Source organism: Streptococcus xiaochunlingii (assembly GCF_006385805.1).
In the GTDB taxonomy this organism is placed as follows: domain Bacteria; phylum Bacillota; class Bacilli; order Lactobacillales; family Streptococcaceae; genus Streptococcus; species Streptococcus xiaochunlingii.
Window position 1 is genome coordinate 1440678 of record NZ_VFSG01000001.1, and the last position, 26211, is coordinate 1466888.

Here is a 26211-nt window from a genome sequence, read left to right on the forward strand (position 1 = left end):
TTTTCAGCGACCATAAGCTCTCTAAAAAACGAATACAAATTACTCTTCTGATTGCTTTTCATTATATAATGACATCAAAGGAAAGTCAAGCTCTTCACCCTTTTCTACAGACTAAATGACTTCCTCCAATGCATAAGGGTATTCATTGAAAAATCAAGCGTTTTCTAGTAAAATAGGCTTATATAGACAGAAAAAGAGGAGAACTATACGTGTTAACAGTTACAGACGTCTCACTACGTTTTAGTGATCGTAAACTTTTTGATGATGTCAACATCAAATTTACAGAAGGAAATACCTATGGTTTGATTGGGGCCAATGGTGCTGGAAAATCAACCTTTTTAAAAATCTTAGCTGGGGATATTGAACCGACAACTGGTCATATTTCTCTTGGACCAGACGAACGTCTTTCTGTTCTTCGTCAAAATCACTTTGACTACGAAGATGAGCGTGCCATTGATGTCGTTATCATGGGGAATGAAAAACTTTATAGCATCATGAAGGAAAAAGATGCTATTTATATGAAGGAAGATTTTTCAGATGAAGACGGTGTCCGCGCAGCAGAACTCGAAGGAGAATTCGCTGAACTAGGTGGTTGGGAAGCGGAAAGTGAAGCTTCACAACTTCTCCAAAATCTGAATATTCCAGAAGAGCTCCACTACCAAAATATGAGTGAACTAGCAAATGGAGATAAAGTGAAAGTCCTCCTAGCCAAAGCTCTCTTTGGTAAACCAGACGTCCTTCTTTTGGACGAGCCAACCAACGGTCTAGATATTCAATCCATTACCTGGTTAGAAGACTTCTTGATTGATTTCGAGAATACCGTAATCGTTGTATCCCACGACCGTCACTTCTTGAATAAAGTATGTACCCACATGGCCGACCTGGACTTTGGAAAAATCAAACTCTATGTCGGTAACTATGATTTCTGGAAAGAATCATCTGAACTGGCTGCCAAGTTGTTAGCAGACCGTAATGCCAAAGCAGAAGAAAAAATCAAACAATTACAAGAATTTGTGGCTCGTTTCTCTGCCAATGCGTCAAAATCAAAACAGGCAACGTCACGTAAAAAGATGCTTGACAAGATTCAGTTAGAAGAAATTGTTCCATCTAGTCGAAAATACCCATTTATCAGCTTTAAAGCGGAACGAGAAATTGGGAATGATCTGTTGACAGTAGAGAATTTATCTGTAAAGATTGACGGTGAAACTATTCTTGACAACATCAGCTTCATCTTACGTCCAGGTGACAAGACAGCTCTTATCGGACAAAACGACATCCAAACCACTGCCTTGATCCGCGCCATTATGGGCGAAATCGAATATGAAGGAACTGTCAAGTGGGGAGTCACAACTAGCCGCTCTTACTTACCAAAAGACAATTCAGCTGACTTTGCAGGTGGTGAGTCAATTCTTGACTGGCTCCGTCAATTCGCAAGTAAAGAAGAAGATGACAATACCTTCCTTCGTGGTTTCCTCGGACGCATGCTCTTTTCTGGAGACGAGGTTAACAAGCCTGTCAACGTCTTGTCAGGGGGAGAAAAAGTGCGCGTGATGCTTTCAAAACTCATGCTTTTGAAATCAAATGTTCTTGTACTTGACGATCCTACAAATCACTTGGATTTGGAATCTATTTCAAGCTTGAACGATGGATTGAAAAACTTCAAAGAATCAATCATCTTTGCCAGTCACGACCATGAGTTTATTCAAACTCTTGCCAACCATATCATTGTTCTTTCAAAAAATGGTGTCATTGACCGGATTGATGAAACCTATGATGAATTCTTAGAAAACCAAGAAGTTCAAGCAAAAGTTAAAGAACTTTGGAAAGACTAAGAAATCGCTCCAAAAAATCAAAAACCCTGGAACCTTTGTTTCAGGGTATTTCAATAGACTATATGAAATTTAAAAAATATCTATCACACCCCATCATTGTTTACTTTACAGCTTTTTTACTTCCCTTTACAATCTTATTTTTCGTCTACCTCAGTCAGGGTATTTATTGGGGGAGTGAAACTTCTCCTTTATTAGGTGATGGCTTTCATCAATACGTTATTTTCGACGTTACTTTACGAAATATTTTGCACGGGACCGACAGCCTCCTTTACAGCTTTACAAGTGGGCTCGGCTTAAATTTCTACGCTCTTTCCAGCTATTACTTAGGAAGTTTTCTATCTCCCTTTGTCTTCTTCTTTGACAGTTTATCCATGGTTGATTCCGTCTATCTCTTTACACTAATAAAAATAGGCTTGATTGGGTTGTCAACTTATTATTCCATTAAGGAAATTTATCCTAAACTGCAACAATTATTGATTCTTTCACTGTCAACTTTGTTTGCGTTAATGAGCTTCTCCATCAGTCAGATTGAAATCAAAACCTGGCTCGATGTCTTCATTTTGGCTCCGCTCATTCTCTTAGGTTTACACCGTTTAATGACTCAAAAGAAGCGCGTTCTCTACTTTACAAGTCTGACCATCCTCTTTATCCAAAATTATTATTTTGGATTTATGATGGCTCTCTTCTTGACTTTATGGTTTTTTACTCAGCTTTCCTGGGACTTTAAAGAAAGAAGATCTTCTTTCTTTGACTTTACAATTGTGTCAATTTTAGCAGGGGTCACTAGCTTGATCATGATTTACCCCACCATATTGGATTTACGAACTCATGGGGAAAACTTTACAAAGATTACAAGAACCTTTACAGAAAATAGTTGGTACTTAGACGTTTTTGCAAAGAATTTAATTGGTAGTTTTGATACAACAAAATATGGGGCTATCCCTATGATCTATGTTGGTCTATTTCCATTCTTACTTGCCTTTCTATTTTTCTTTGTCAAATCGATTCGGTTTCACGTGAAACTAGCTTATTTGACTTTATTAGTCATTCTTATTGCAAGTTTCTATTTACAAGCTCTGGATTTATTCTGGCAAGGTATGCATGCTCCTAATATGTTTCTTCACCGTTATGCCTGGCTTTTTTCATTGACTATTTTGTTCATGGCGGCAGAAGCACTAAATCGGTTAAAAGAAATCAATTGGCAACGACTCTGCCTAACTTTCAGTTTAGTTAGCATTGGATTTATCCTCACCTTTCTCTATCGCAAGCATTATTCTTTCTTAACAAGCAGTCATTTTGTCTTGACACTAGAATTCCTTCTTGTATTCTTTACTGTGACACTTGCCTTTACAGTTCGTAAACTTTCTTATCCAATTTTTTCTGCTGTTATTCTCTTCTTCTGTTTGTTTGAAATTAGTATAAACAGCTATTATCAGATCGATGGGATTGCAAATGAATGGGTATTTGCAACTCGTTCTTCTTACCAAGGAAAGATTCCAGCAATTGATAAATTGACATCAAGTTTACAGGATGATCAAAATTTTTACCGAACAGAGATTCTCCAATCTCAAACAGGTAATGATAGTATGAAATATAATTTTAGAGGGATCTCCCAGTTTTCATCTGTCAGAAATACAGATACCAGTTCGACCCTAGACAAACTCGGTTTTAAATCAGATGGAACCAACTTGAACTTGCGCTATCAAAACAATACATTACTAATGGATAGTCTGTTCGGGATCAAATACAATATTTCAGATAGGAATCCCCAAAAGTTTGCTTTTCATAAATTGGAAACGCAAGGAAATCAGACCTTGTATCAAAATGAAAAAGCTCTTTCACTAGCATTTCTAACCGCAAGTCCCTACAAGGATATCCCATTTTCTAATCTAACCTTAGATAACCAAAAGAACTTTCTCAATCATCTAACGGGTCAATCGTTGACTTACTATCAGCGATTACATCCACTGAAAACTGGTGCAGACGATCCTTCTCAAGGACCTCAAAAGGCCAAAGTTGAAGCAGATAGTTTTCTGACTTATGCCAGTATCGAATATGAGCTCTATGTTCAAAACGATAGTCAACTTTATGTAAACCTTCCTTCTTTAGAATTTGAGAATGAAGATTATACCGATGTGGAGATCATTACGAATGGCCAAGTCAACCGCTATACAACAGACAATGTATTTCCATTCTTCACCATTGGTCACTTTACAGCAGGAGAAACTGTTAAGGTTCGAATTGCCTTCCCTGAAAATTCTACAGTAACCTTCCAAACTCCAGAATTTTTTGCTTTGAACCTTCAAGCCTACCAGGAAGCCTTTGAAAGGTTGCACCAACAAGAAGTTCATGTGCAAACCAAAGGAAATACCGTTACTGCAGATTTTTCAGCAGACCACCATACAAGTCTCTTTTTCACCCTTCCTTATGATAAAGGGTGGACAGCGACGATCAATAATCAACCTGTCCCTATTCGAAGGGCTCAAAAAGGATTTATGGCTGTTGATGTCCCTAAAGGAAAAGGACAAGTTGTTCTACATTTCGTTCCACATGGGTTAAAAGAAGGAACCATCGCTTTCCTACTCGGAATTCTTTCCTTCGCTTGCTACAATGCTATTCGAAATAAATCTCAATCCTCAAAAAATCAGTAAATTTGCATCATAAAGAGCCCCTTAAGTTGGAAGGGGCTCTTATTTTATACAAAAAAAAGCATCCCTTAGGATGCTAGTTTAGCTCCGCCAGTAGGACTCGAACCTACGACATCATGATTAACAGTCATGCGCTACTACCAACTGAGCTATGGCGGAATGAGATATAGTCCGTACGGGATTCGAACCCGTGTTACCGCCGTGAAAAGGCGGTGTCTTAACCCCTTGACCAACGGACCATGTCATTAACAGAACATATCCCATTATACCATCGATTCAAAAATTGTCAAGCCTTTTTCTGTATTTTATTTAATAATTCTTCGACCCTTTTCACCTGTGTACGAGAAACAGGGCAAGTTGTCTCCTCTTCTAACATCAAAAGTCTCTTGCGACGATCAAAATTGACAATCATTCTTTGATTGACTAGATAAGACTGATTAGGACTGAAGAAATGATTGTCCACATCTTTTTCAAGTATATCCTTGATAGTCCCTAAAAATTCCTTTTGAAAATTCTTTCCAACAAGTCGCAATTTGTGGGAAACTCCAGTTGTTTCAATGTACAATATATCTCGATATGGAACTCGAATTTCCATATTTTTGAAACTATACTCAAAGAAATCAATGATATTTTTATTTTCAATCACATTCTTCTTCAAGTAGAGAATGCATTCTCGAATTTTTTCCTTAAATAAGTTTTCATTCAAGGTTTTTTCAATAAATTCGAGAGCTGATACCTTGTAACGATAGGTAATGGTTGCAAATTCCGATTTCGTAGTGATAAAGGCAATAATGGCAAAAGGATTGACCTCACGAATCATTTGAGCTGCCTTGATACCAGCTTTTTCATCCCCTTTGATATCAATGTCCAGGAAGAAAAGCTGATGAAAATCACCATTGGTTAGATATTCCTTTAGTTCAGCTATTTTACTGGTGGAAACAATATTTAATCGTAGGCCTTCCTCCTCAGCGATAGCTTTTACATGTTTCTCTACTCGAACTTGTTGAGAAATTTCGTCCTCTAGCAATACAATATTCATCTATCTTCCTTTCTCTCCAATAACTAAGCTCTGCGTAAATCTTCCATTGATCAACTCTGTCTCTAGAAAAATAGCAGCATATTCTCCAATAAGCTCTTTTACAATCGCAAGGCCCATTCCTCTACGATCCCCTTTAGTTGAAAATCCCTTTTCATAGAGCTTATTCCAATTAATCGGTTCATCAGAAATAGAGTTCTTTATGATCAGATGCACTCCATTCGGCATATTAAAAATCGCTATTTGAACTTCTTTTTCTTGACTCATTTTAGCAGCTTCAATAGCATTATTGACTAAAATTCCAACGGTTCGTACGAGATCCAACAATCTCATTGGAACCTTTTCAATAATATCTTCTGTTTCAAAGGTTAGTTTGACACCCATTTCCTCTGCATAGATCCATCCCCTACTTAGGATACTTCTCAAAGCAGAATCTCGAATATTTCCTAGGTCAAATCCTGTATATTCTTCTTTTTGGAGTTGACCGTAGCATTCCTCAAGAACATCTCTTTGAATTCGTTTAATATCCTCAATATTTTCTTCCTCAATCGCTAAATTTAAGGAAGTGATAATATTGCCAAAATCATGACGAAAACCTTTTAATTCTAAATAGAGGCCTTGAATTTTATTCATATACTGCTCCATTTGGCGTTGTTCGAACCTCTTTTGCTTCAACTCCATTTTCTTTTCATAACGATCTCGAACCGTCTTCATTTGAACCATGGTTCCAATAAAGATCAAGAAACAAATCGTTGCTACCATGCTACCAAAACTATTGAAATGAGCAATATCACTTATCCAATGAGAAGCATTCAATACTAAGGTTAAAATAAGATAACTAACAATCAATTGTTGGACAAATTTCTTAAAAACCCGCTCTTTAAAATAGAGAAGATTCACTTCGAGAATCGTTAATACCTTCATAATTAAAATAAGTGAGATAATTCGAATAGTTAAAAAGTAATAATCAGAGTATTGGTTAATTATACTATCACCAAAAATAGAAGAAGTAATTACAGATAAAAATGTATCTGTACTTTCAACTGCTAGATAAATGATGAATGAGTAAAGAACCGCTATCTGACGTTGAAGATTACAAATAAAATAGTAATAAAGATAAAGAAATAGTGGCCATAGACATAACATTAGATAATCAATATGTAAATCAAAGTAATCTAAGACCACTGTGATGACAAATACAGCAACAACACCAGATCCTAAAATCAATTGTTTACTATATTTATTAAGTTTTTGATCAATTTTTAAAAAAGATAAAAAAATTGTAAAAATAGTTAAAATTGAGAATAGGGTATTTAGAAACATCAGTTTCCTCCTCTACCAAAAATAAGCCCAATAAGATCAGAAAAATTATTTTTTTTGCGTTTATCACCTCCACAAACTTGCTGCAATTCTTTTTCTGTAAGAACCTTAAATGCCTTAGAAACTGTTGATGGATTGTTTTTCATAAAAAAATCTCCTTATAATTTATTTGATTATTAAATTATTAAATTTAATATACATAAATTTTAGTAAAAAATCAAAGAATTTTTTAACATTTCCGCTATTTGGTTCATTTTTACAGCTATTTGGAACAAAAAATCTAGTTTTTGCAATTTTTTTATCCCATCTGTTTAGAAAAATTCTAGTTTTTTTTAAAACTAAGTAACAAAAAAAACGTGATTTGTATAAAAATCACGTTTTTTTATTTTGATCCCAGCAGGATTCGAACCTGCGACCGTTCGCTTAGAAGGCGAATGCTCTATCCAGCTGAGCTATGAGACCAGATGTCTTTTTATTCTATCAGAAAATAGGAGGAGCGTCAAGATTCATTTATGGTAAGGACTTCCTTGTTGAATCATAAATGCCCGGTAGATTTGTTCGATTAAAACAAGCTTCATCAATTGATGGGGAAGGGTTAACTTTCCAAAACTCATAAGTAAATTCGCTCGTTTTTTAACTGCTGGGGACAAACCTAGACTTCCTCCAATCACGAAGGTAATTTCAGAATACCCTCGTATAGTCACCTCTTCTAAGGTTTGACTAAACTTCTCAGATGGAAATTGTTGCCCTTCAATCGCTAAGGCAATCACATACTCACGATCTCCAATTTTAGCTAATATGCGATTTCCTTCTTTTTCTAGGATTTGCTGATTTTCTAAATCACTGGCCCGATCAGGAGTTTTTTCATCCGGTAATTCTATCATTTCTAGCTTCGTAAACCGCCCCAAGCGTTTCGTATACTCGGCGATTCCATCTTTTAAATACTTTTCTTTTAATTTTCCAACTGTTACAATCTTAATTTTCATATTCATATTCTAACACAAATGAACTTATACACAAGTCTTCAACAAATAGACCAGCATCTATCTTTCAAAAAATGGCTCTATATTCACGTTTTTCACACTTATACACAGTTTTCCACAACTTGTGGAAAAAAATTCCATTTTAAGTTATAATTAAGAAACTAGGTCTATACTTTTCCATAATTGGAACAATAGGAGAAAACTATGAAACAACCATCAAATTTTCTAAAAAAAATTTTGCAACTTTTACTTGTTCTTGTCATTGGGTTTACTGGAGGAATCTTAGGGACCTTGACCTCTTTCCAGTTTACCAAGGGGAATTCTACAAATTCTAGCCAAGAAATAAAATCTACCAAAGTTAATCGTGCTTATAAGAATACAACATCAACTAGTGAAGCTGTTGATAAGGTTAAAAATGCTGTTGTTTCTGTTATTACCTATGCTGAAACCTCTGAAAAAGGCTTCATCAATGGAGAAACAGATTCTGATCCAGAAGTGGCTAGTGAAGGTTCAGGAGTTATCTATAAAAAAGATGGTAAAGACGCTTATTTAGTAACAAATGCCCACGTATTAATGGGAGCAACAAAAGCCGATATTCTCTTTGCAGATGGAAATAAAGTTTCTGGAGAAGTTGTTGGTTCTGATACTTTCTCAGATATTGCGGTTGTTAAAATCAGTTCAGATAATGTTACGACCGTGGCTGAATTTGGGGATTCATCTAAGTTGACTGTTGGAGAGACCGCAATCGCTATTGGTAGTCCTTTAGGAACAAAATTTGCCAATTCCGTTACCCAAGGGATTGTCTCTAGTCTCGGACGTACTGTGAAGCTCAAATCAGAAGACGGCCAAAATGTATCTACAAAAGCGTTGCAAACGGACGCTGCAATCAACCCAGGGAATTCTGGTGGTCCCCTTATTAATATTCAGGGACAAGTCATCGGAATTACCTCAAGTAAAATCTCTTCAAATGGCCAAACTGCGGTTGAAGGAATGGGATTTGCAATTCCTGTAAATGATGTACAAAATATTATTGAACATTTAGAAAAAGATGGTAAAGTCATTCGTCCAGCTCTTGGAATTACCATGATGGACCTGGCTAACCTATCCTCTTCTGATCTTAGCCAATTAGACATTCCAAGCAAACTCAAAGGTGGGGTTCTTGTCCGCTCAGTTGAAAATGATATGCCGGCATCCAAATATTTGCGTCGATTAGATATCATTACAAAAATCGATGACACAACCATTGAATCAACTGCAGATTTACAATCTGCCCTCTATTCTCATCAAATTGGTGATAAAATTAAAGTCATTTTCTATAGAGATGGTAAGCAAAAAACAGCTACCATTGAGCTGACAAAATCTACAGAAAATCTTGGAAATTAAGTAAATTTACAACATTGTCAACACACCTTTACGAAATTGTAAAGGTGTGTTATGCTATATACATCATGGAAAAAATTGATATTATTGACGTAAAGCAAATACGAACCAATCCTTTTCAACCTCGTCAAACCTTTGTACAAGAGAAATTAGAAGAACTCGCAGCTTCAATCAAAGAAAATGGATTAATCCAGCCCATTATTGTTCGAAAATCTCCTATTGTTGGTTATGAACTACTTGCTGGAGAAAGACGCTACCGAGCAGCTCAAATGGCTGGTTTCAAAGAAATCCCTGCGATTATAAGAGAATTATCAGATGATGACATGATCAAACAAGCCATTATCGAAAATTTACAAAGGGAAGATTTGAATCCAATTGAAGAGGCCGAATCCTACCAACATCTTATTGATAAAGGGGCTACTCATGAAGAAATTGCACAATTTATGGGAAAATCTCGTCCTTATATCAGCAACATGGTCCGTTTACTTCATCTCTCACCAGCTGTCAAAGAAGCCATCAAAAATGATCAAATTTCACAAGGACATGCCCGCATTTTAGTTCCTTTAAAAGAAGATCTACAAATCTATTGGTTGGAACGAACTCTGAAAGAAGGGCTAAGCGTTCGTAGTTTGGAAGAAAAGGTTGGTCAAAAAAAGAAAAAACCTAGTAAAAAAGAGAAAGAACTCTTTTTAGCACAGGAAGAAAACAGATTAAAAAAGATTCTAGGAACCGAAGTAGAAATTCGTCTGACAAAACAAGAAAAAGGTAGTATTCATATTTCATTTAACAACCTTGATGAATACCAACGAATTATTAACAGTCTCAAATGAGGCTGTTATTTTTTATAACACAATTAACAGATTTATCCACTTCTTTAAAACTCCTCCTTACTAGATACTTCTACTTTCTTCTCTCTTATCCCCAACCTGTGGAAAACTTCTACACACATTGGGGAAAACTATTCACATATTGTGGAAAAAACTCTTTTTTATTCCCTTAGAACAAGTTGTGGAAAACTCCCTCCTTTTATGATAAAATAAGAAAAACATAGCAAGTAAAAAATGAATAGGAGGGCGATAAGTGTCAAGAGAAGAAACATTCTGGAATCGTGTGATTGAATTAAGTAAAAAGACATTTAAAAAAGAAATCTTTGACTATTTTGTCCTTACTTCAAGACTCATCAAAGTCGATCAACAAGAAGCCGTTATTTATTTAGATGCAGAAGTAAAGAAATTATTCTGGGAAGAGAATATGACAAAGGTGATTCTGACTGCTGGTTTTGAAATTTATGCAGTAGAATTAACCATTTCTTATCAATTCAATCTTGAAGAAGAGGAAGAAGAAAAAGAGTTTATTCCCCTTTCAGAAACAACCAGAGACTATGCAGTGAGCCATGCTCCAATAGTAGATTTGCCTCCTATCCAAACAGGATTAAGAAAGAAATACACCTTTGATAATTTTGTAAGTGGAGACGGAAATCAATGGGCTTTGGCTGCCGCTTTAGCAGTTTCTGAAAACCTTGCTACCACTTATAATCCTTTATTTATCTATGGAGGACCCGGTTTAGGTAAAACGCATTTGCTCAACGCAATTGGGAATCAGATTATGGAAAACTACCCAAATGCTCGAGTAAAATACATCCCAGCAGAATCTTTTATCAATGAATTTTTAGAGCGTCTTCGCCTCAATGATATGGATACTTTTAAAAAAACCTATCGAAACTTGGATCTACTCTTAATTGATGATATTCAATCGCTTGGAGGAAAAAAGGTTACAACTCAAGAAGAGTTCTTTAATACCTTTAATGCTCTTTATGGGGATAATAAGCAGATTGTCCTAACCAGCGATCGTAGTCCTGATCATTTAGATAGCTTAGAAGAACGTCTAGTCACGCGCTTTAAGTGGGGCTTGACGCAAAATATTACACCACCAGATTTTGAAACTCGAATCGCTATTTTGAGAAATAAAATCGAAGACCTGGACTTTACTTTCCCGGATGATACACTCGAATACCTAGCAGGTCAATTTGATTCTAACGTCCGAGACTTAGAGGGTGCGTTGAATGATATCTCTCTTGTGGCAAGAGTTAAAAAAATCAAAGATATTACAATTGATGTCGCAGCTGAAGCCATTCGAGCTCGTAAGAATGAAGCCTTACAAATTACGGTGATTCCTATTGAAAAGATTCAAACGGAAGTTGGAAAATTTTACAATGTCAGTGTCAATGAAATGAAAGGCTCTCGACGGGTTCAAAATATTGTCCTAGCTCGACAAGTAGCTATGTACCTCGCCCGCGAGATGACCGACAATAGTCTTCCTCGTATCGGTCGTGAATTTGGAGGAAAAGACCACACAACGGTCATGCATGCTTATGAAAAAATCAAAGGGATGATCGAAATTGATGACAATCTCAGACTTGAGATTCAAACCATCAAGAAAAAATTAAAGTAATCCCATGTGGACAATCCTAGAAAAATTTGCTTCTTTTTCCACATGTTGTGAACAAGGCACTTTTCAATTCCTGTCTGGCTTTAGAAGAGTTTTCCACATGTTCCACACACTCTACTATTACTATTAACTTACTAATACTAAAATAATAAAAGGAGATCTCATGATCAATTTTTCTATTAACAAGGCTTATTTCCTGCAAGCTTTAAATACGACAAAAAGAGCCATTAGTTCAAAAAATGCAATTCCAATCTTATCCACTATTAAGATTGATGTCACTTCTGAAGGGATTACTCTCATTGGATCAAATGGACAAATCTCAATCGAATACTTTATTTCTGTTAAAGATGAAAATGCAGGCCTTCTAGTAACGACACCAGGTGCTATTCTTTTAGAAGCAACTTTCTTTATCAATGTTGTGTCCAGTCTACCAGATGTCGTTTTAGATGTGAAAGAAATCGAACAAAAACAAATTGTATTAGTTAGTGGAAAATCAGAAATTACCCTTAAAGGAAAAGATGCAGAACAATATCCTCGTATTCAAGAAATTTCAGCCAGCAACCCTCTAACGCTCCCAATTCAAACCTTAAAGAAAATCATTTCTGAGACAGCTTTTGCAGCAAGTACTCAGGAAAGTCGTCCGATTTTGACAGGAGTTCATTTTGTTCTTTCTGATCACAAGGAATTAAAAACGGTGGCAACGGATTCTCATCGAATGAGTCAAAAAAATATTACCCTTGAAAAAAATGGGGATAACTTTGATGTTGTGATTCCAAGCCGTTCTTTACGCGAATTAACGTCTGTCTTTTCAGATGAGATTGAACAGGTTGAAGTCTTCTTTGCCAATAACCAGATTTTATTTAGAAGTGACAATATCAGTTTCTATACACGTCTGTTGGAAGGAAACTATCCAGATACGGATCGCTTGATTCCAACAGAGTTTAGTTCGGAAGTAACCTTTAAAGTTGCTCATCTTCGCCAAGCCATGGAACGGGCCCGCCTGTTGTCTAATGCTACTCAAAACGGTACTGTTAAATTAGAAATCGCTAGTGGAGTTGTTTCTGCCCACGTCAATTCTCCTGAAGTAGGGCGCGTGAATGAAGAAATTGATACAGAAGCAGTTTCGGGAGATGATTTAAACATCAGCTTTAATCCAACTTATTTAATCGACGCTTTGAAAGCCATTGAAAGTGAAAAAGTCGTCATTCGCTTTATCTCTGCAGTTCGTCCCTTTACATTGGTACCAGCAGAGGAATCTGAACGCTTCATTCAATTAATTACACCAGTTCGGACCAATTAAGGGCCAAAAGCTAGCATTGAACAGGCTAGCTTTTCGTCTTCTATGTTGATGAAAGGAAAATCCATGTATCAGGTCGGTGATTTTGTAGAAATGAAAAAACCCCATGCTTGTATCATCAAAGCAACAGGGAAAAAAGCCAATCGTTGGGAAATTCGGCGAGTAGGGGCAGATATCAAAATTCGTTGTAGCAATTGTGATCATATGGTCATGATGAGCCGTCATGATTTCGATCAAAAAATGAAAAAAGTATTGTAAAAGGTTCAGTCATCTAAGTGACTGAACCTTTTGTATTATTTTAATTCTTCAAATTTTCCATCTTTTACTTCTTTGAAGCCATTAGATTTAAAGGTTTTAAGTGTTGTCTTGTAGCCAATGTAATCAACATTTTGATTTTCTTGTGTAGCAATTAACTGATTTTCTTGTAATTCTTTTAAATCTGCCTTGGTATAATCGATCTTTGTTTTCTCAACAACATAGTCATCCTTGTATTCTGCAGAGTGTGAGAATCCTTTGACATCTTTGAATTTTTTATCGTATTCATCAATAACTTTTTTTAATTGTTCTTTTGACAGACCTGTTCCTTCGTAGTAAATAACACTTGTAGAATCTGTACTTAGAATTTTATCCCCCTGATATTCAACAATCAAACGAATATCAGTTTTCTTATCTTGGTTAATTAATTGAAGGTACCCTTTTTTTGTACTTTGTCCACAAGCTCCCAGAAGAAATAGGGTAAAGACTGCTAAAAGAGGCAGAAGGATCGATTTAATTGATAGTTTTTTCATGACGAAAACTCCTTTATTATTGTTGGTTTGATTATACCATATTCTTACAGGATTGGACAGGTGACTTTTAGTTTTAAGAGAGAGCATTTTTTCATTATCTTGTGCTTTGAATTATGTTATAATAAAAGGGATTGAAATGTGAACGGAGAAGAAGATAAATGGCTTTAACAGCAGGTATCGTTGGTTTGCCAAACGTTGGTAAATCAACCCTATTCAACGCAATTACCAAAGCAGGAGCAGAGGCTGCAAACTATCCCTTTGCGACCATTGATCCAAACGTTGGAATGGTAGAAGTTCCAGATGAACGCCTCCAAAAATTAACGGAAATGATCACTCCTAAGAAGACAGTTCCGACAACCTTTGAATTTACAGATATAGCAGGGATTGTAAAAGGTGCTTCTAAAGGGGAAGGACTTGGTAATAAATTCTTGGCCAACATTCGTGAAGTGGATGCCATTGTCCATGTGGTACGTGCTTTTGATGATGAAAATGTCATGCGGGAGCAAGGTCGTGAAGATGCTTTTGTTGATCCACTAGCAGACATTGATACTATTAACCTAGAGTTGATTTTGGCTGACTTAGAATCTGTGAATAAACGCTATGCGCGTGTGGAAAAGATGGCTCGTACGCAAAAAGACAAGGATTCCGTTGCAGAATTTAACGTTCTTCAAAAGATTAAACCTGTTCTTGAGGATGGGAAGTCAGCTCGTACCATTGAATTCACAGACGAAGAACAAAAAGTTGTCAAAGGTCTCTTCCTCTTGACCACTAAACCAGTTCTGTATGTAGCGAATGTGGATGAGGATGTCGTTGGAGACCCAGATTCGATCGATTATGTGAAGCAAATTCGTGAATTCGCAGAAACAGAAAATGCAGAAGTAGTAGTGATTTCTGCGCGTGCGGAAGAAGAAATTTCTGAATTAGACGATGAAGATAAAAAAGAGTTTCTTGAAGCCATTGGTTTGACAGAATCAGGTGTGGATAAGTTGACGCGTGCAGCTTACCATTTACTTGGACTTGGAACTTACTTCACAGCTGGTGAAAAAGAAGTTCGCGCTTGGACTTTCAAACGTGGTATGAAAGCTCCTCAAGCAGCTGGAATTATCCACTCAGACTTTGAAAAAGGATTTATTCGTGCTGTAACCATGTCTTATGATGATTTGGTCAAATATGGATCTGAAAAGGCTGTAAAAGAAGCAGGACGCTTGCGAGAAGAAGGAAAAGAATATGTCGTTCAAGATGGCGACATCATGGAATTCCGCTTCAATGTATAAAGAAAATAAGTAAATAACCAAAAGGTTGGAAAAAAATTCCAGCCCTTTTGGCTTTTGAAAGGGAAAGTAAATGACAAAATTAATCGTCGGATTGGGAAATCCGGGAGATAAATATGTGGAAACCAAACACAATGTTGGCTTTATGTTAGTGGATCAGCTGGCGAAGTCTCTCAACCTCACTTTTTCACATGATAAGATTTTTCAAGCAGATGTGACCTCCACCTTTATAGATGGAGAAAAGGTATTTTTAGTCAAGCCAACCACTTTTATGAATGAGAGTGGCAAGGCCGTGCACGCGCTTTTGACCTATTATGGTTTAGAGGTGGAAGATTTGGTCGTTATTTATGACGACTTGGATATGGAAGTCGGCAAGATTCGCCTTCGGGCCAAAGGATCAGCTGGAGGCCATAACGGAATCAAGTCAATCATCAACCATATTGGAACTCAGACCTTTAATCGCATCAAGATTGGAATCGGGAGACCCAAGCATGGCATGTCAGTAGTCCACCATGTCTTAGGAAAATTCGATCAGGATGATTATGCCACTATCCTCCTTGCTATCGACAAATCAGAGGAAGCTCTTCGCTTTTATTTAAAAGAAGGGCAGTTTGAAAAAACAATGCAACAATACAATGGATAAATATAAGACACTGGTTGATCTATTTCAACAGAATAAAGATATCAGAAAATGGCAACAAGAGCAGCAAAAAAGAAGTCGCTCTCTTCTACTAGGACTGTCTTCGTCTACAAAAGCTATTACCATGGCGACAGTTGTCGAAGACGGACACAAGGTCTTGGTCTTGACCTCTTCCCAAAATGAAGCAGAACGGCTCGCCAGTGATTTATTGGGATTATTAGGCGAAGAAAAGGTCTATCTTTTCCTCGGAGATGACAATCCTTTGGCAGAGTTTGTCTTTGCTTCCCAGGAACGGGTCTTTTCTCGTCTGGAAGCTCTGGATTTTCTTTTAGCTCCAGAAAAAGAAGGAATCGTTATTGCCAATGTAAGTGGTAGTCGTTTGCTCTTACCTAATCCAAAGACTGTCAGCTCTATGATTCAGTCTTTCTCTGTTGGAGAAGAAAGAAATCTGACAGAATTGAAAGATACCCTACTGGCTATGGGCTATCAAAAGGTTTCACAGGTAAGCCAACAGGGAGAGTTTAGTCTTCGAGGGGATATTGTAGATCTTTTTGAAGCCAGTCAAGATTTCCCTTATCGCCTGGAATTTTTTGGAGATGAGATTGATGGCATTCGGACCTTTTCTTCAGAGACTCAACGTTCACTAGAAAATCTAGATGCGGTAATAGTTCATCCAGTTAGTGATATGTTACTAACTAAAGATGATTTTCTAAGAGGACAGAAGAATCTAGAAAATCTGATTCAAAAAAGTCCTCATCCAGAGTTCAAATCCTATTTGACTGAGATACTCACAGAAGCGCATCACCAGCGTCTCCATGCAGATAGTCGAAAATTTCTCTCTCTTTTTTATCAGCAAACCTATACTCTCTTTGATTACCTCCCCAAACATGCTCCTCTTTTTTTGGATGATTACCATAAAATCATGGATCAGGAGGCGCGGTTTGATGTAGAAGTTGCTAACCTTTTGACAGAGGACCTACAAAAGAGTCGCTCTTTCGCTGAAGCCCAGTATTTTGCGGACAATAGCGCACTCTTACGCACTTATAAACCAGCTTCTTATTTTTCAAATTTTCAAAAAGGCTTGGGAAATCTGCGATTTGATGCCCTCTATTCTTTTAACCAATACCCCATGCAGGAATTCTTCAGTCAGTTCTCTCTTTTAAAAGATGAAATTGACCGTTTCCGTAAACAAGACTACACAGTCATTCTTCAGGTGACGAGTAAACAAGGACTCCACCAGTTACAAGAGCACTTGAGAGATTATGGGATTGACCTGGATTATCTTGCACCTGATCAGCTTCATCCAGGGAAGAGCCAGTTGATCATCGGTGGGTTGGCGCGTGGCTTCCACTTTGTGGATGAGAAGATTGTCTTGATTACAGAGACAGAAATCTTCCAGAAAAAGGTTAAACGAAAGATCCGTCGGCAAACTATTTCTAACGCGGAGCGGTTAAAAAACTACAATGAGTTGGAAAAGGGAGACTACGTTGTTCACCAGGTTCATGGAATTGGTCAGTATTTGGGACTAGAAACCATCGAAATTTCTGGTGTCCACCGAGACTATGTCTCCATCCAATATCAAAATGGAGATCGGATTTCCATCCCTGTGGATCAAATCCAGATGCTGTCCAAGTATGTTGCGAGTGATGGCAAACCTCCTAAAATCAACAAACTCAATGATGGTCGCTTCCAAAAGGCCAAACAAAAGGTCCGTCAGGAAGTAGAGGATATTGCAGATGATCTGATTCAACTTTATGCAGAGCGAAGCCAATTGAAAGGCTTTGCCTTTACTCCAGACGATGAGAACCAAGAAGCTTTTGATCAGGCTTTTCCCTATGTTGAAACAGATGATCAGATTCGCTCTATCCAAGAAATCAAGAAGGATATGGAATCTTCAAGCCCTATGGATCGCCTCTTGGTCGGAGACGTGGGCTTTGGGAAGACAGAAGTTGCTATGCGAGCGGCCTTTAAAGCTATCAAAGACCATAAACAAGTGGCTGTCTTAGTTCCGACAACGGTCCTAGCTCAACAGCATTATGCCAATTTCAAAGAACGCTTCGAGGCCTTTCCAGTAGAAGTTGATGTCTTGAGTCGTTTCCGGAGTCGTGCTGAGCAAAAAGAAACTTTGGAAAAACTTAAAAAAGGCCAAGTCGATATTTTGATTGGAACCCACCGTCTCTTATCTAAAGATGTGGAATTTGCGGATCTTGGCCTCATCGTGATTGATGAGGAGCAACGGTTCGGTGTAAAACACAAGGAAACCCTCAAGGAGTTAAAGAAAAAGGTCGATGTCTTAACCTTAACGGCAACGCCCATTCCTCGGACCCTTCATATGTCTATGTTGGGGATTCGGGATTTGTCTGTTATTGAAACCCCGCCGACCAATCGTTATCCTGTTCAAACCTATGTCTTAGAAACCAATCCAACCATTATCCGAGATGCTATTCGTCGGGAGATGGATCGGGGAGGTCAGGTTTATTATCTCTACAACAAGGTAGATACCATTGAGCAAAAGGTTTCAGAGTTACAAGAATTGGTACCGGAAGCCTCTATTGGGTTTGTTCATGGACAGATGAGTGAAGTACGGTTGGAAAACACCTTGATGGACTTCATTGAAGGTGAGTATGATATTTTAGTCACAACCACCATTATTGAAACAGGAGTGGATATTCCCAATGCCAATACCCTCTTTATTGAAAATGCCGACCATATGGGCTTGTCTACCCTTTACCAATTGCGAGGCCGGGTCGGACGAAGCAATCGCATTGCCTATGCTTATTTGATGTACCGGCCGGACAAAACCTTGACAGAAGTTTCTGAAAAGCGTCTTGAAGCTATTAAAGGATTCACTGAATTGGGATCTGGTTTTAAGATTGCTATGCGAGATTTGTCTATTCGAGGTGCCGGGAATATTTTAGGGGCTTCTCAATCTGGTTTTATCGATTCCGTCGGATTTGAAATGTATTCACAGTTACTCGAAGCTGCTATTGAGAAGAAACAAGGAAAAGAGAAAAAACGCCAAAAAGGAAATGCGGAGCTCAATCTCCAAATTGATGCCTACATTCCAAGTGATTATATCTCCGATGAACGTCAAAAAATTGAAATTTACAAACGTATTCGAGAAATTCAAGTCCAAGAAGATTATGAACTGCTGCAAGATGAATTGATTGATCGTTTCGGAGAATATCCTGATGTGGTAGCCTATCTCCTAGAAATAGGGTTTATCAAATCTTATCTGGATCAGGTCTTTGTTAAAGTGGTTGATCGAAAAGATAATCAACTAACGGTGAAATTTGAGCCAATTACCAAGCAACTTTTCTTGACTCAAGATTATTTTGCTGCCTTATCAGTAACTAATTTAAAAGCTCGTATTGCAGAAAGCCAAGGATTGATTGAATTAATCTTTGATGTGCGAAATAAAAAAGACTTCGAAATTTTAGAAGGCTTGCGACAATTTGGGGAGAAATTACTGGCCATCAAGCAGGAAAAATTGGAAAATCAAGACTAGGAAGAAAGATTTTACTAGGCTCTTTCTAAAAAAATGGTACAATAATACATTAGAGGTGATACGATGAGATTAGATAAATATTTAAAAGTTTCCCGCATTATCAAAAGACGCCCTGTAGCTAAAGAAGTAGCCGATAAGGGGCGAATCAAAGTCAATGGGGTCCTAGCAAAAAGTTCAACCGACTTGAAGGTGAATGATGAAGTCGAAGTTCGCTTTGGAAATAAGCTATTGACAGTAAAAGTGTTGGAAATGTTAGATAGTACTAAAAAAGAAGATGCGTCTAAAATGTATGAAATCATTCGTGAAACAAGGATAGAAGAAGATGCCTAAAAATATTGTACAAATGAATAATCGGTATATTCAAGACGAACATCAGCGTCAGAAATACCAGAATGAGGAGCGAAAAAAACAGAACCGTTTTATGGGTTGGGTTCTCATTTTAATTATTTTATTGTTTATTCTCCCAACTTATAATCTGGCTCAGAGTTACCAGACGCTTCAAAAACGCAAACAACAATACGTTCAATTGCAAGAACAATATCAGCAAACCCTTGAGGAAAAAGAATATCAAAAGGATATCGTAGAGAAATTGAAAGATGATGAATATGCTGCAAAATATGCACGCGCAAAATATTCCTTCTCTAAAGATGGCGAATATATTTATACGATACCTAATTTATTACCGAAATAATGGAAAATATTGTAAAAACTGTTCAACAATTTCTAGAATATTCTGATACAAAATTAGAAGAGTTAGCTAAAAAAAATCAAGCCTTAAAATTGCAAGAAGAAACTCAGGAAAGGAGCAAGGATGAATAAGTTAGTTTATTGGATGATTTTTCCTACTTTCTTAGTCACCCAACCCTTATCTAATTCATCCCAAGTCCAAGTTCCATTGACTGCTGATTCTTCTTACGCTAGTCAAATAGGGACTCAGGATCATTTCTTTGTCTCCATCCCATCCAACCCGAATGTTTATCAGCCAATCGTGACCTATTCGGATCCAGAATTGCGTCAAAAAGCTGGGGAAATCAAGCCTGATACTCCCTTTACTGTTGATCAATTATTTGTGAATGATCAAGGGAAATCTGTTTTTAAATTATCGAATAAACAGTATGTAGTAGCTGATCAAGATCAAATTTACGAAGATGCGATTTTGGAATTAACAGAAGAAAAAAAGACCATGTGGCTGACGTCCTCTTTTACAGTTTATGATCAACCCTTGGTAAATGGCGCAAAAAGCAATAAAACAAGTCTGACTCCTTATAGTAAGGTTGAAATCACCAAGACTGCCAAAACTTTAAAAGGGACCTACCTAGAAATTTCTGGCCAGGGGTGGATTTCAAAAGATGAACTTTCTGCTACAGATAATCGGATGGAAAAAGTCCAAGCGATTCTGAATCAGAAGTACAACAAAGACGGAATTGCAGTTTACGTGAAGCAGGTGGATACTGGAAAGACTGCTGGGATACGTGAAGACCAGGAAATGTATTCTGCTAGTATAGCCAAGCTCTTGTATTTGTACTATACTCAAAAAGAGGTAAACGAGAGCCATGTAGATTTGCAGACTTCCTTAAAATATACAAAAGAAGTCAATGACTATCCTGGAGCTTATGAACCGGAAGGCAGTGGAAGTATTTCAAAAATACCGGATGATAAGGAATATACCGTTGCTGATTTGATTAACCGGGTGGCCAAAGAATCCGATAATGTTGCGCAAAACATTTTAGGCTATTATGTAACGCACCAATCAGACAAAGAATTTCAAAAGGTGACCAATAAGATTGCAGGAAAAACGTGGAATGTAGAAACTAGAATGGCATCTCCAAAAATGGCGGGAAATGTCATGGAAGCTATCTACCAACAAAATGGTGGAATCATTGATGCTCTGTCAGAGACTCGCTTTGATGATCAACGAATTTCAAAAGATATCCCAGTCAAGGTTGCTCATAAGATTGGAGATGCATATGATTTCCGTCATGATGTCGCCATTGTTTATACAGATTCACCATTTATTTTAGCTATTTTTACGGATCACTCTGATTACGAGACTATCTCAGCAATTGCCAAAGATATTTATGAGGTCTTACAGTAATGAAAGAAAAATTTCTTCAGTTCTGTCAAAAGGAGGGGCTTTTTGAATCTCATCAAAAAGTCCTTTTGGCTTTATCAGGAGGGGTGGACTCCATGACTTTACTGGATTGGCTCTACCATTATCGGCACCAATTAGGAATTGACCTCGTTCTTGCTCATGTCAATCATCACCAACGCATTGAAGCTGACCAAGAAGAAAGAGGAATTCAAGCAATTGCTGAAGCAAAACATCTACCGCTGAAGGTTGCCCATTTCTCTGGTCCTTTTTCTGAAAGCCGAGCTAGACAATTCCGCTATAAGTTCTTTAAAAAAGTTATGAAAGAAGAAGCTTGTAGTGCTCTCGTCACCGCTCATCATATGGATGATCAGGCAGAAACGATTTTGATGCGTCTGATTCGTGGAAGTCGTCCGCGACATTTAAGAGGCATTCCTTTAAAACAACCATTTGGACAGGGTGTGTTGATCCGTCCCCTCTTACATTTCAAAAAAAAAGATTTTCCAGAAATTTTTCATTTCGAGGATAAGAGCAACCGGTCCTTGGACTATTTCCGTAACCGTATCCGTCATCGTTTTCTCCCACTCTTAGAAGAAGAAAATCCCCAAGTGACGAGTGCTTTGGTCAACTTAGGAGAAGATCTCAGTCATTGGCACCAGGCTTTAAAAGAGTTGACCAAAGATTTGAATCCACAAGACGTGACACAGTTTCAAAAGCAATCACCAGCTGTCCAGATTTATTTGCTGGAAGAGTATCTAGCTAGTTTTCCAGATTTGCAATTGAGTCGGGCACAATTTGAACAATTACACAGAATAGTAGTGACTAAGTCCAATACGCAACAAGTTCTAAAGAATGGTTATGAACTTTATAAAGACTATCACTATTTTGAAATTCGGAAAATCAGTCGTAGGATGGATGACCGAATGTCAGAAGATTTGTTACAATTTGGAACCATAAAGACAGTAGGTGCTTATCGCTTTTTATTTGGAGTAAAACCAAGCGATTCATATATGGAGGCTATCCCACTTCCAAACAACCATCCAGTTTCTCTTCGACCCCGTAAAAGGGGAGATCGTATTCTGATAAACGGTCACCATAGAAAAATTAGCAGATTGTTGATTAACCAAAAAATCCCTTTAGATCAACGAAACAATCTGGTGGTTTTAGAACAAGATAAACAAATACTGGCTATTCCTGAAATTGCGATCAGTGATTTGAGTAAGGAATTAAAAAATGGTATAATGAAGGATACAATTTATATCCAGAAAATAGATAGGTAAAAAAGATGTTAGAACAAGATATCAAAAAGATACTCATTTCCCACGATGAAATCGTGACTGCAGCACGTGAACTTGGTAAAAAACTGACAGAAGATTACCAAGGGAAAAATCCGATTTTAGTAGGAATTTTAAAAGGGTCAGTCCCATTTATGGCGGAATTGATCAAACATATTGATACGCATATTGAGTTGGATTTTATGCTAGTGTCTAGTTATCATGGTGGAACATCAAGCTCAGGCGTGATTAATATCATCAAAGATATAGACCAAGACGTTAAGGACCGAGATATTCTCTTTGTTGAAGATATCATTGATACTGGTAAAACTCTTAAGAGTTTGAAAGAATTGTTTGAAGGACGTCAACCAGCATCTGTTAAAATTGCTACCTTGTTGGATAAACCTGAAGGACGCTTGGTTGAGATTGAAGCAGATTACACTTGCTTTACCATTCCAAACGAGTTTGTTGTGGGATATGGTTTAGACTACGATGAAAACTATCGAAACCTTCCTTATATCGGAGTATTAAAAGAAGAAGTGTATTCAAAATAGAGGAAACTAGATGAAAAATAACAAAAACAATGGTTTTGTCCGAAATCCTTTTCTATACTTATTAATTATTGTAGCTGCTGTTACAGGTTTTCAGTATTTCTTTGCTGGAAATAGTATCGGACAAAGTCAGCAGATCAATTATACAGAATTGGTAAAAGAGCTTAAATCAGACAACGTCAAGGAAATTAACTACCAGCCAAACGGTAGTGTCATTGAAATTTCCGGTACTTATAACAAAGCAAAAACCAGCAAGGATGATACAGGGGTTCAATTTTTCACTCCAAGTCCAAGTAAGGTGACTCGCTTCACGAGTGTGATTTTACCGTCTGATTTGACTGTTCAAGAATTACAAAACTTAGCATCCGAACATAAGGCTGACATCACTATTAAACGGGAAAGCTCAAGTGGAATGTGGATTACCATTCTGACTTCAATCGTTCCCTTTGTGATTGTCATGTTCTTCTTCTTCTCCATGATGAACCAAGGCGGTGGCGGTGGCGCCCGCGGTGCTATGAATTTCGGCCGTAATAAAGCGCGTGCTACCAATAAAGAAGATATCAAGGTTCGTTTTTCAGATGTAGCAGGGGCTGAAGAAGAAAAACAAGAACTCGTTGAAGTGGTTGAATTCTTAAAAGATCCAAAACGCTTTACAAAATTGGGTGCCCGTATCCCAGCAGGTGTTCTTCTTGAAGGCCCTCCGGGAACTGGTAAAACCCTTCTAGCAAAAGCAGTAGCAGGTGAAGCTGGAGTACCATTCTTCAGTATTTCAGGTTCTGACTTCGTTGAAATGTTTGTCGGTGTCGGTGCAAGCCGGGTTCGTTCTCTATTTGAAGATGCCAAAAAAGCAGCACCAGCCATTATCTTTATCGATGAGATCGATGCTGTTGGACGTCAACGGGGAGTTGGCCTTGGTGGGGGAAATGATGAACGGGAACAAACCCTCAACCAGCTCTTGATTGAGATGGATGGTTTTGAAGGAAACGAAGGCATCATCGTGATTGCAGCCACCAACCGTTCAGATGTTTTGGACCCAGCCCTTCTTCGTCCAGGTCGTTTTGACCGGAAGGTTTTAGTTGGCCGTCCAGATGTAAAAGGACGTGAAGCTATCTTGCGTGTCCATGCTAAAAATAAACCATTAGCAAAAGATGTCGACTTGAAACTAGTTGCCCAACAAACACCGGGATTTGTTGGAGCGGATCTTGAAAATGTCTTAAACGAAGCAGCTCTGGTAGCGGCTCGTCGCAATAAGAAGGTTATTGATGCGTCTGATATTGATGAAGCAGAAGACCGTGTGATTGCTGGTCCATCTAAGAAAGATAGAACAGTTTCTCAAAAAGAACGCGAATTGGTTGCTTACCATGAGGCAGGGCATACCATTGTTGGTTTAGTCTTATCTAATGCTCGTGTTGTTCACAAGGTGACCATCGTTCCACGTGGACGTGCTGGTGGTTATATGATTGCTCTTCCAAAAGAAGACCAAATGCTTCTTTCTAAAGAAGATATGAAAGAACAATTGGCTGGATTGATGGGAGGACGTGTTGCAGAAGAAATTATCTTCAACGTCCAAACCACAGGAGCTTCCAATGACTTTGAACAAGCGACCCAAATGGCGCGTGCTATGGTAACGGAATATGGAATGAGTGAAAAACTTGGTCCAGTTCAATACGAAGGCAACCATGCTATGTTTGGAGCTCAAACGACTCAAAAATTTATTTCAGAGCAAACAGCATATGAAATTGATGAAGAAGTAAGAAGTCTTTTGAATGAAGCTCGCAATAAAGCGGCTGAAATCATCCAGAACAATCGTGAAACCCACAAGTTGATTGCAGAAGCCTTGTTGAAATACGAAACCTTGGACAGTGTTCAAATTAAGTCGTTGTATGAAACAGGTAAAATGCCAGAAGATACTGATTTAGAATTAGAAAAAGAATCTAAACCATTATCTTATGAAGAAATTAAATCTAAAATGGAAGAAAGTAAGTAATAAACTCTATAGTCTTCTAAAGCTTTTAGAAGGAGCCGAAAATTTCGGCTCTTTTTTTCAAAAAAGTGTTGACAGATGAAAAAGAACTGATATAATAGAATACGTTGTAAAAATGGTCCGTTGGTCAAGGGGTTAAGACACCGCCTTTTCACGGCGGTAACACGGGTTCGAATCCCGTACGGACTATCACAAAAGTTGTTACATTGGTAGCAACTTTTTTTGTTTGATAAAACCATTATTCTGACATTCTTATCAAAATAATGACCAATTAGAATAAGAAAAGATCCCAAATAGAAAATAAGCACAAATAAATCAAAACCTCCTTTAAAATGAAGACTAGTTAGAAAGGAGGTCCAATGAACTTTAAAAAAACATATGAAAAAGTAAAATGGATAGTATGGAAATGTGAAAAGGAATTTTATATTCATCTTTGGGATCACGCAGATTGGGAACAAGAGGGAAGACTAGTGCTGTATGAGTTACAAATAAGTAATCCGGAGGTAGAAGAAAATGAAGAAATTCTATTAACCTACTTCAAAACAAAGTTTCGTAACCATATAAAAGATAAAGTTAGAAAACAAGAAAGTGATAAAAGGAAGTTAAATAAGGTCCCTTATACAGAAATTGGAGAAATCAGTCATCGACTTCGATCAAAAGAACTCTTTTTGGATGAACTAGTCCTATTAAGAGGAGCCTTAAAAGAATTCCGAAAAAATCTAACCGATCAAGAAAAAGAAGATTATGATAAACTTCTGATGAATCAACGTTTTTCAGGAAGAGCAAAGATGAGGAGAAGGCTAAAAGAATACTTGAAAGACTTCAAGGATCAACATTTATGAAAAAGGATGTAAGAAAGCATCCTTTTTCATAAAAATAAAAATTTAAAAAAATAGAAAAAAGATATTGACAAGGACATATGGACGTGATATACTAATATAGTTGTCGCGCAAGAGCGACAAAGACCTTTGAAAACTGAACAAGACGAACCAATGTGCAGGGCACTATAACTAAGGTTATAGTACTGAACAATGAAAAAAACAATAAATCTGTCAGTGACAGAATGAGTTTAAGACAAACAATTATTTTAATGAGAGTTTGATCCTGGCTCAGGATGAACGCTGGCGGCGTGCCTAATACATGCAAGTAGAACGCTGAAGGA

General features: G+C 37.5%; 23 protein-coding genes, 4 tRNA genes, 1 rRNA gene and 1 other annotated feature (1 of these 29 cut by a window edge). Of the genes, 20 read left to right on the forward strand and 8 right to left on the reverse strand.

Annotated elements, in window-relative coordinates; translation table 11 throughout:
* Positions 1-66: a binding site (T-box leader), on the reverse strand; it reaches 160 nt to the left of the window's first position.
* A 143-nt stretch (positions 67-209) separates the two neighbouring features.
* Together FJR71_RS07170 and FJR71_RS07175 are read left to right on the forward strand one after the other, a co-directional pair.
* The gene (locus FJR71_RS07170; RefSeq protein ID WP_006595336.1) at positions 210-1832 is read left to right on the forward strand and encodes an ATP-binding cassette domain-containing protein; all 1623 of its coding nucleotides are present in this window, start codon (positions 210-212) and stop codon (positions 1830-1832) included.
* A gap of 62 nt (positions 1833-1894) precedes the next feature.
* Positions 1895-4483, forward strand: coding sequence for a YfhO family protein (locus tag FJR71_RS07175; protein ID WP_140814422.1), 2589 nt, complete (start codon positions 1895-1897; stop codon positions 4481-4483).
* An 82-nt stretch (positions 4484-4565) separates the two neighbouring features.
* On the opposite strand, the gene FJR71_RS07180 is transcribed toward FJR71_RS07175, so the two are convergent.
* From FJR71_RS07180 to rlmH, 7 genes are all read right to left on the reverse strand, one after another.
* A tRNA-Asn gene (locus FJR71_RS07180) sits at positions 4566-4639 on the reverse strand.
* A gap of 8 nt (positions 4640-4647) precedes the next feature.
* Positions 4648-4719 (reverse strand) — tRNA-Glu (locus FJR71_RS07185).
* Positions 4720-4766: 47 nt separating this feature from the next.
* On the reverse strand, positions 4767-5519 hold the full coding sequence (locus tag FJR71_RS07190) for a response regulator transcription factor (RefSeq protein WP_048690420.1): 753 nt from the start codon (positions 5517-5519) through the stop codon (positions 4767-4769).
* Positions 5520-6839 (reverse strand): sensor histidine kinase, encoded by a 1320-nt coding sequence (locus FJR71_RS10145; protein WP_065426890.1) that lies wholly within the window; start codon positions 6837-6839, stop codon positions 5520-5522.
* The gene (locus FJR71_RS07200) at positions 6839-6982 is read right to left on the reverse strand and encodes a bacteriocin (RefSeq protein WP_140814423.1); all 144 of its coding nucleotides are present in this window, start codon (positions 6980-6982) and stop codon (positions 6839-6841) included. The genes FJR71_RS10145 and FJR71_RS07200 overlap by 1 nt, the downstream gene beginning before the upstream one ends.
* A 242-nt stretch (positions 6983-7224) precedes the next feature.
* A tRNA-Arg gene (locus FJR71_RS07205) sits at positions 7225-7298 on the reverse strand.
* A 44-nt stretch (positions 7299-7342) separates the two neighbouring features.
* Complete coding sequence (rlmH, locus tag FJR71_RS07210; protein WP_140814424.1) at positions 7343-7822, reverse strand: 23S rRNA (pseudouridine(1915)-N(3))-methyltransferase RlmH; 480 nt, start codon at positions 7820-7822, stop codon at positions 7343-7345.
* Positions 7823-8023: 201 nt separating this feature from the next.
* On the opposite strand from rlmH, the gene htrA reads away from it, so the two are divergent.
* From htrA to FJR71_RS07235, 5 genes are all read left to right on the forward strand, one after another.
* Positions 8024-9202, forward strand: coding sequence for a serine protease HtrA (htrA, locus tag FJR71_RS07215; protein ID WP_125329323.1), 1179 nt, complete (start codon positions 8024-8026; stop codon positions 9200-9202).
* 65 nt (positions 9203-9267) lie between these two features.
* Complete coding sequence (locus FJR71_RS07220) at positions 9268-10029, forward strand: ParB/RepB/Spo0J family partition protein (protein ID WP_140814425.1); 762 nt, start codon at positions 9268-9270, stop codon at positions 10027-10029.
* A gap of 280 nt (positions 10030-10309) precedes the next feature.
* Positions 10310-11650: a chromosomal replication initiator protein DnaA gene (gene dnaA / locus FJR71_RS07225; protein ID WP_376739471.1), complete on the forward strand. Its 1341-nt coding sequence runs from the start codon at positions 10310-10312 to the stop codon at positions 11648-11650.
* 160 nt (positions 11651-11810) lie between these two features.
* On the forward strand, positions 11811-12947 hold the full coding sequence (dnaN, locus tag FJR71_RS07230; protein WP_006595327.1) for a DNA polymerase III subunit beta: 1137 nt from the start codon (positions 11811-11813) through the stop codon (positions 12945-12947).
* 63 nt (positions 12948-13010) lie between these two features.
* Positions 13011-13202 (forward strand): DUF951 domain-containing protein, encoded by a 192-nt coding sequence (locus tag FJR71_RS07235; protein WP_006596995.1) that lies wholly within the window; start codon positions 13011-13013, stop codon positions 13200-13202.
* A gap of 35 nt (positions 13203-13237) precedes the next feature.
* Here the strand turns inward: FJR71_RS07235 and FJR71_RS07240 are convergent, their stop codons facing one another.
* Complete coding sequence (locus FJR71_RS07240) at positions 13238-13732, reverse strand: DUF1307 domain-containing protein (protein WP_048690431.1); 495 nt, start codon at positions 13730-13732, stop codon at positions 13238-13240.
* 158 nt (positions 13733-13890) lie between these two features.
* Here FJR71_RS07240 and ychF point away from each other — a divergent pair, with 158 nt between their 5' ends.
* The 13 genes from ychF to FJR71_RS07305 form a co-directional block, all read left to right on the forward strand.
* Entirely contained in the window at positions 13891-15006 is a 1116-nt protein-coding gene (ychF, locus tag FJR71_RS07245) for a redox-regulated ATPase YchF (protein ID WP_048690434.1), read from the forward strand.
* Positions 15007-15076: 70 nt separating this feature from the next.
* Positions 15077-15646, forward strand: coding sequence for an aminoacyl-tRNA hydrolase (pth, locus tag FJR71_RS07250; RefSeq protein ID WP_048690437.1), 570 nt, complete (start codon positions 15077-15079; stop codon positions 15644-15646).
* Positions 15639-19151: a transcription-repair coupling factor gene (gene mfd, locus FJR71_RS07255; protein ID WP_140814453.1), complete on the forward strand. Its 3513-nt coding sequence runs from the start codon at positions 15639-15641 to the stop codon at positions 19149-19151. The genes pth and mfd overlap by 8 nt, the downstream gene beginning before the upstream one ends.
* A gap of 63 nt (positions 19152-19214) precedes the next feature.
* Positions 19215-19481 (forward strand): RNA-binding S4 domain-containing protein, encoded by a 267-nt coding sequence (locus FJR71_RS07260; protein WP_023024830.1) that lies wholly within the window; start codon positions 19215-19217, stop codon positions 19479-19481.
* Positions 19474-19842, forward strand: a complete 369-nt coding sequence (locus tag FJR71_RS07265; protein ID WP_023024832.1) for a septum formation initiator family protein — start codon at positions 19474-19476, stop codon at positions 19840-19842. The genes FJR71_RS07260 and FJR71_RS07265 overlap by 8 nt, the downstream gene beginning before the upstream one ends.
* Complete coding sequence (locus FJR71_RS10175; RefSeq protein ID WP_260469288.1) at positions 19842-19970, forward strand: SP_0009 family protein; 129 nt, start codon at positions 19842-19844, stop codon at positions 19968-19970. Before FJR71_RS07265 ends, FJR71_RS10175 begins: the two co-directional genes overlap by 1 nt.
* A complete protein-coding gene (locus tag FJR71_RS07270; protein ID WP_140814426.1) occupies positions 19963-21246 on the forward strand; it encodes a serine hydrolase in 1284 nt (427 codons plus the stop codon). The genes FJR71_RS10175 and FJR71_RS07270 overlap by 8 nt, the downstream gene beginning before the upstream one ends.
* Positions 21246-22520 carry a tRNA lysidine(34) synthetase TilS gene (tilS, locus tag FJR71_RS07275; protein WP_140814427.1) on the forward strand — a complete coding sequence of 425 codons (1275 nt, stop codon included), beginning with the start codon at positions 21246-21248 and terminating at the stop codon, positions 22518-22520. Before FJR71_RS07270 ends, tilS begins: the two co-directional genes overlap by 1 nt.
* A gap of 5 nt (positions 22521-22525) precedes the next feature.
* On the forward strand, positions 22526-23068 hold the full coding sequence (gene hpt, locus FJR71_RS07280) for a hypoxanthine phosphoribosyltransferase (protein ID WP_140814428.1): 543 nt from the start codon (positions 22526-22528) through the stop codon (positions 23066-23068).
* A gap of 10 nt (positions 23069-23078) precedes the next feature.
* The gene (ftsH, locus tag FJR71_RS07285; RefSeq protein WP_140814429.1) at positions 23079-25052 is read left to right on the forward strand and encodes an ATP-dependent zinc metalloprotease FtsH; all 1974 of its coding nucleotides are present in this window, start codon (positions 23079-23081) and stop codon (positions 25050-25052) included.
* Positions 25053-25166: 114 nt separating this feature from the next.
* Positions 25167-25238: transfer RNA gene (locus FJR71_RS07290), tRNA-Glu, on the forward strand.
* 170 nt (positions 25239-25408) lie between these two features.
* Positions 25409-25891 carry a sigma-70 family RNA polymerase sigma factor gene (locus tag FJR71_RS07295; protein ID WP_140814430.1) on the forward strand — a complete coding sequence of 161 codons (483 nt, stop codon included), beginning with the start codon at positions 25409-25411 and terminating at the stop codon, positions 25889-25891.
* A gap of 244 nt (positions 25892-26135) precedes the next feature.
* Positions 26136-26211 (forward strand): 16S ribosomal RNA (locus tag FJR71_RS07305); the annotation flags it as partial.

What these genes read in the sequence shown, in the direction of transcription:
- FJR71_RS10175 (WP_260469288.1), top strand. Translation starts at nt 19,842, where the DNA reads ATGGAAAATATTGTAAAAACTGTTCAACAATTTCTAGAATATTCTGAT.
- FJR71_RS07175 (WP_140814422.1), top strand. Translation starts at nt 1,895, where the DNA reads ATGAAATTTAAAAAATATCTATCACACCCCATCATTGTTTACTTTACA.
- tilS (WP_140814427.1), top strand. Translation starts at nt 21,246, where the DNA reads ATGAAAGAAAAATTTCTTCAGTTCTGTCAAAAGGAGGGGCTTTTTGAA.
- FJR71_RS10145 (WP_065426890.1), bottom strand. Translation starts at nt 6,839, where the DNA reads ATGTTTCTAAATACCCTATTCTCAATTTTAACTATTTTTACAATTTTT.
- FJR71_RS07190 (WP_048690420.1), bottom strand. Translation starts at nt 5,519, where the DNA reads ATGAATATTGTATTGCTAGAGGACGAAATTTCTCAACAAGTTCGAGTA.
- hpt (WP_140814428.1), top strand. Translation starts at nt 22,526, where the DNA reads ATGTTAGAACAAGATATCAAAAAGATACTCATTTCCCACGATGAAATC.
- FJR71_RS07220 (WP_140814425.1), top strand. Translation starts at nt 9,268, where the DNA reads ATGGAAAAAATTGATATTATTGACGTAAAGCAAATACGAACCAATCCT.
- htrA (WP_125329323.1), top strand. Translation starts at nt 8,024, where the DNA reads ATGAAACAACCATCAAATTTTCTAAAAAAAATTTTGCAACTTTTACTT.
- FJR71_RS07235 (WP_006596995.1), top strand. Translation starts at nt 13,011, where the DNA reads ATGTATCAGGTCGGTGATTTTGTAGAAATGAAAAAACCCCATGCTTGT.
- FJR71_RS07295 (WP_140814430.1), top strand. Translation starts at nt 25,409, where the DNA reads ATGAACTTTAAAAAAACATATGAAAAAGTAAAATGGATAGTATGGAAA.
- ftsH (WP_140814429.1), top strand. Translation starts at nt 23,079, where the DNA reads ATGAAAAATAACAAAAACAATGGTTTTGTCCGAAATCCTTTTCTATAC.
- FJR71_RS07240 (WP_048690431.1), bottom strand. Translation starts at nt 13,732, where the DNA reads ATGAAAAAACTATCAATTAAATCGATCCTTCTGCCTCTTTTAGCAGTC.
- dnaN (WP_006595327.1), top strand. Translation starts at nt 11,811, where the DNA reads ATGATCAATTTTTCTATTAACAAGGCTTATTTCCTGCAAGCTTTAAAT.
- FJR71_RS07265 (WP_023024832.1), top strand. Translation starts at nt 19,474, where the DNA reads ATGCCTAAAAATATTGTACAAATGAATAATCGGTATATTCAAGACGAA.
- FJR71_RS07260 (WP_023024830.1), top strand. Translation starts at nt 19,215, where the DNA reads ATGAGATTAGATAAATATTTAAAAGTTTCCCGCATTATCAAAAGACGC.
- ychF (WP_048690434.1), top strand. Translation starts at nt 13,891, where the DNA reads ATGGCTTTAACAGCAGGTATCGTTGGTTTGCCAAACGTTGGTAAATCA.
- pth (WP_048690437.1), top strand. Translation starts at nt 15,077, where the DNA reads ATGACAAAATTAATCGTCGGATTGGGAAATCCGGGAGATAAATATGTG.
- rlmH (WP_140814424.1), bottom strand. Translation starts at nt 7,822, where the DNA reads ATGAAAATTAAGATTGTAACAGTTGGAAAATTAAAAGAAAAGTATTTA.
- FJR71_RS07270 (WP_140814426.1), top strand. Translation starts at nt 19,963, where the DNA reads ATGAATAAGTTAGTTTATTGGATGATTTTTCCTACTTTCTTAGTCACC.
- mfd (WP_140814453.1), top strand. Translation starts at nt 15,639, where the DNA reads ATGGATAAATATAAGACACTGGTTGATCTATTTCAACAGAATAAAGAT.
- FJR71_RS07200 (WP_140814423.1), bottom strand. Translation starts at nt 6,982, where the DNA reads ATGAAAAACAATCCATCAACAGTTTCTAAGGCATTTAAGGTTCTTACA.